Source organism: Pseudomonas sp. SST3 (assembly GCF_003325755.1).
Genome location: NZ_QORI02000116.1, coordinates 1 through 4,471, shown reverse-complemented (window position 1 = coordinate 4,471; position 4,471 = coordinate 1). Strand labels below are relative to the sequence as shown.

The following is a 4,471-nucleotide window of genomic DNA, read 5'->3' as shown; positions in this document are numbered from 1 at the left end:
TTTGCCCACGGGGAATGGCTTGCAGCGCGCCGCGCACGATTTCCGATACATGGGAGCCACAGAACAAGGTGAGCCCGACCGCAACCGGCCTGGAACGCACTGATTTGCCAGCCAAGGGCCGGCAGCATGTAGAAACACGCCAACACCAGTACAAACACCGGCGTGCCACGGATCAAATCGACATACAGACGGAACGGCGCGCGCATCCAGAATTTGCCGTAGGTGAGGATCAACCCGGCGACGATGCCGATCAGGGTGCCAAAGACAATCGCCAGCGCCGAGACCGCCACGCTGGCCTGGAAGCCAGCCCAAAGGGTCTCGCGGGCGATCCACAATTCATGCAGCCAACTGGGGGATTCGTACATGGGACCCTTCCTTAACGACGGATAGCCAAACGCTGTTCCAGGTAACGGAGCAGCATGGCAATCAGGTAACAGGCAGCCACGTAGAGCGCGGTCGTGACCAGCCAGGTTTCAATCACCCGATAGCTTTCGACGTTGATCTTGCGGGCGTAATAGGTCAGCTCCGGCACCGCGATCGCAGCGGCCAGGGAGGTGTCCTTGAACAGCGAGATAAAGTTGTTCGACAGCGCCGGCAGCACGTTGCGCAGCATTACCGGCACGGTGATGTAAGCGCGAATTCGCCACTCGCCCAGGCCGATGGCCAGGCCGGCTTCCCGCAAACCCTTGGGAATATTCACCAGGCCTGCGCGGAACACTTCGGTGAGATAGGCACCGGCATACAACGACAGGGTGATGATGAACGAGGGAATCTTATCCAGGCGAATACCCAGGGAGGGCAAGGCGAAGTAGATCAACAGGATCAACACCAGGATGGGGGTGTTGCGCACCACCGTCACATACACCGAGGCAAGAATACGCAACGCACGGTGCCTGGAGAGCATGGCAAACGCCATCAACAGGCCGATCACGCAGCCGATGGCGATCGACAGCAACGCCAACTGCAACCCCAGGCCGAGCCCCGCCAGCAAGGTGTCGAAATCACGCCAGACGGCGGCAAAGTTCAACTGATAGTTCATGGTCAGCAGCACCTGAAGGGGGCGTGTTCAGGCACGCCCCTATTGTTGCGGGTCACTTGAATTCCACGGGAAAACCAATCGCCGGTTCTGGCAGATCCACGCCAAACCACTGCTTGAACGAGGCTTTATAGGTGGGGAACTCCACACCGGTCATGGCTTCGTGCAGCGCGGTATTGACGAAGTTCAACCAGTCCTGGTCGCCGCGCTTGACCGCGCAGGCGTAGGTTTGCGGGCTCCAGGCGTAGGTGGGGCTGCGGTAGCGGCCAGGGTTCTGCACCATCAGGTATTTGACCGAGGACTGATCGGTGGCGGCGGCATCGGCGCGACCTGAGTTCACGGCCTGGTACATCAAGTCGACACTGTCGTACTGGTCGACCTTGGCCTTGGGCAGCGCCTGGTGCACCAACTCTTCGGCGTATACGTTTTGCAGCACTGCCACGGTAACGTCATCACCTGCGGCTTGGAGATCTTCGATTTCCTTGTACTTGCTGTTGTTGGGCAGCAGCAGGCCGACGCCTTCCCGGTAGTACGGCAGGGTGAAGGCCACCTGCTGCGCACGGCTGGCGGTGACGGTGATGAACTGGCAGCTCATGTCGACCTTGTCGGTGAGCAGGTTGGGAATACGTGCATCGGACGACTGCACCACAAACTCCACCTTGCTCGGGTCATTGAACAAGCCTTTGGCCACGATGCGGCCGATGTCGATATCAAATCCCTGCAACTTGCCATCCGCTCCCTGGAAGTGCCACGGCGCATTGGTACTGCCTGTACCTACGATCAAGTGCCCACGCTTGAGCACATTATCGAGCTTGCTGTCCGCCGCCTGCACCAGGCTGGCGAAGGAAGCCGATGCAGCGACGAGAAAAACACACGCTTTGAATACGGAAGGTCGGTGATGCATGACAAGCACTCCAGGGATTGTATATTCCGCTATACCGGAACTTGGTATGTAACAACGGAATAGACAGCAGAAAGTGTGCCACAGACGCTGGAGGAAACCTATGGGGGTAATAAATGCGTTATGGATCAGCGTGATAGCGATTGCAGAGATAAACAGCGTTGCGCCGTCGTCGCATGGCAGTGCTACGCAACGCCCCACAACGGTGTTACAGCGCACCTAGACGGGTCGAGTGCAAGTGACGCGCACCTGTGAAGGTTGACAGTAGACGGTGACGACCCTCCGGCTTAGCGTGAGCAAAAAACCAACACTGCAGGCAGGAGGATCAACATGGGAGTCGCCACGCGCAGAATTTCCAGCGCCCAAGGGTTCAATCGGGTACTGAACACACCGCGCCCGGTGTTTATTCTTTTTTTTTCAGAGCACTGCCCCGCTTGCGCGCAGGCATGCCACTTATTCGAACAGACCGCGTGGAAGCATCCCTGGATAGTCAACCTGTTACTCGACTGCGCCCATACGCCGAGGCACCCTGACGTGACGGGCACCCCGACGCTGCTGATCTACCTGAAGGGGGCCGTGGTAGAACGGCTCAAAGGCTTCGGCCCCGTTGAAGAACAAGAGCAGTGCGTAAAAGACATCTTCAGCCGTTATGACCTGAGCAAGGGCGCAAGTGCACTTGCGTCACCCGGCGCTCTTCCACTTCAGCCACGGTCAAACGCCAGCCTTCATGCTCCAGGCTATCGCCCACCGCCGGCAGGCGGTCGAGCAGGCTCATCACCAACCCCGCCAAGGTTTGATAGTCCTCGGTAGCCGCAGCCTTGAAGCCCGTTCGCTGACGCAGCAGGTTGAGGTTCAAGGCACCATTGGCACGGAAACCATCGCCGTCCTCGACTATGTCCGGCCCTTCGATTTCGCTGGCATCGGGCAATTCACCGGCGATGGATTCCAGAATATCCGTCATGCTCAATACACCCATGAAGTCGCCGAATTCGTTGATCACGAAAGCGATGTGGGTAGACTCCTGGCGCATCTGCTCCAGGGCGTTGAGGATCGAAAAGCTTTCCAGCAGGTTGATCGCCCGACGCGCCAAGTGCGCAAGGTTCGGCTCGTTGCCAGCCAGGTATTCCTTGAGCAGCTCTTTCTTGTGCACAAAGCCCAAAGGCTCATCCACTGCACCGTTACGGATCAACGGCAGACGCGAGTAGGACGAGTGCATCAGTTTCAGACGCGTCGTCTCGGGCTCGTCCGCCAGGTCGATACAGTCAACCTTGGCCCTTGGGGTCATCAGGGTGCGAATCGGCCGCTCGGCCAGTTGCAGCACACCGCTGATCATCACCCGTTCGCGCCGGTCAAACAGCGGACCCTGCGCAGCATCCGGCTCGCCCAGCAGATCGGCTACCTCTTCACCCACCTCTTCCACCGCCAGGCTGCGGCCGCCCAACAAGCGCATCACCGCATGGGCGGTACGCTCACGCACCGGCAACACACCCTGTGCCGATTTTTTGCGACGGGCTCGGGCGATCTGGTTGAACACCTCGATCAGAATCGAGAAGCCAATAGCCGCGTACAGGTAGCCCTTGGGAATATGGAAGCCCAAGCCTTCGGCGGTCAGGGCGAAGCCGATCATCATCAAGAAGCCCAGGCACAGCATGATCACGGTCGGATGCGCATTGACGAAACGGGTCAGCGGCTTGCTCGCCACGATCATCAGGCCGATGGACACGATCACCGCGATCATCATCACCGCCAGCTCGTCAACCATGCCCACGGCGGTAATCACCGCGTCGAGGGAGAACACCGCATCCAGCACCACGATCTGCGCGACGATCGGCCAGAACATCGCGTAAGCCACACTGCCCTTGTGCTGCGCCACATGGCCTTCAAGGCGCTCATGCAATTCCATGGTGGCCTTGAACAGCAGGAATATACCGCCGAACAGCATGATCAGGTCACGGCCCGAGAAGCTCTTGTCGAACACCTCGAACAGCGGCTGGGTCAGGGTCACCAACCAGGAAATACTCGCCAACAGGCCCAGGCGCATCAATAGCGCCAAGGACAAGCCGATCAACGTGCACGGTCACGCTGCTCCGGCGGCAACTTGTCCGCCAGGATCGCGATAAACACCAGGTTGTCGATACCCAGCACCAGTTCCAGCACAATCAAGGTCGCAAGGCCGAGCCAGGCCGTAGGATCCGCTAACCATTCCATTTATAAATTCTCTGTCTTTAAAGTGTTCAGAACGCCGGGCACGGCAAAGTGCGGTCATACGACCGAGACAAGGTTAGTTGACGGAATACGGGGTGCTTCAGCGGGAACAGCGACAGCGGTTGTCTTGGGGAAAGACGACTGGGAGGCTCCGAGAGGGTGTTCATGCAAGTCCTGAAATGACAAAAGGACTTGAATCCTACATTTGAAATACAAATTTCCTACAGCGCAAAACTATTTACAAAACCTGTAAGCCCCTATCAAGAAGCACACCAATACTTGTGGGAGCTGGCTTTGCCTGCGATGCAGGCACCTCGGTGTTGATCGTT

The 4,471-nt window shown here is 58.2% G+C and carries 2 protein-coding genes and 3 pseudogenes; 1 reads left to right on the top strand and 4 read right to left on the bottom strand.

Translation table 11 applies throughout. The features are described from left to right. The 3 genes and pseudogenes from DQ405_RS24670 to DQ405_RS24660 all read right to left on the bottom strand — a co-directional run. A pseudogene (locus DQ405_RS24670) lies at positions 1-365 on the bottom strand (ABC transporter permease subunit); the annotation flags it as partial. 11 nt (positions 366-376) lie between these two features. Further along, entirely contained in the window at positions 377-1,039 is a 663-nt protein-coding gene (locus DQ405_RS24665; RefSeq protein WP_019817612.1) for an amino acid ABC transporter permease, read from the bottom strand. Positions 1,040-1,091: 52 nt separating this feature from the next. Then, the gene (locus DQ405_RS24660; protein ID WP_168426381.1) at positions 1,092-1,940 is read right to left on the bottom strand and encodes a transporter substrate-binding domain-containing protein; all 849 of its coding nucleotides are present in this window, start codon (positions 1,938-1,940) and stop codon (positions 1,092-1,094) included. 327 nt (positions 1,941-2,267) lie between these two features. On the opposite strand from DQ405_RS24660, the pseudogene DQ405_RS24655 reads away from it, so the two are divergent. Beyond that, positions 2,268-2,540, top strand: a pseudogene (locus DQ405_RS24655) (thioredoxin family protein); the annotation flags it as partial. 37 nt (positions 2,541-2,577) lie between these two features. Here the strand turns inward: DQ405_RS24655 and DQ405_RS24650 are convergent. Further along, positions 2,578-4,145, bottom strand: a pseudogene (locus tag DQ405_RS24650) (TerC family protein). Positions 4,146-4,471: the final 326 nt, after the last annotated feature.

Coding starts and splice junctions, on each gene's coding strand:
- DQ405_RS24665 (WP_019817612.1), bottom strand. CDS start 1,039: ATGAACTATCAGTTGAACTTTGCCGCCGTCTGGCGTGATTTCGACACC.
- DQ405_RS24660 (WP_168426381.1), bottom strand. CDS start 1,940: ATGCATCACCGACCTTCCGTATTCAAAGCGTGTGTTTTTCTCGTCGCT.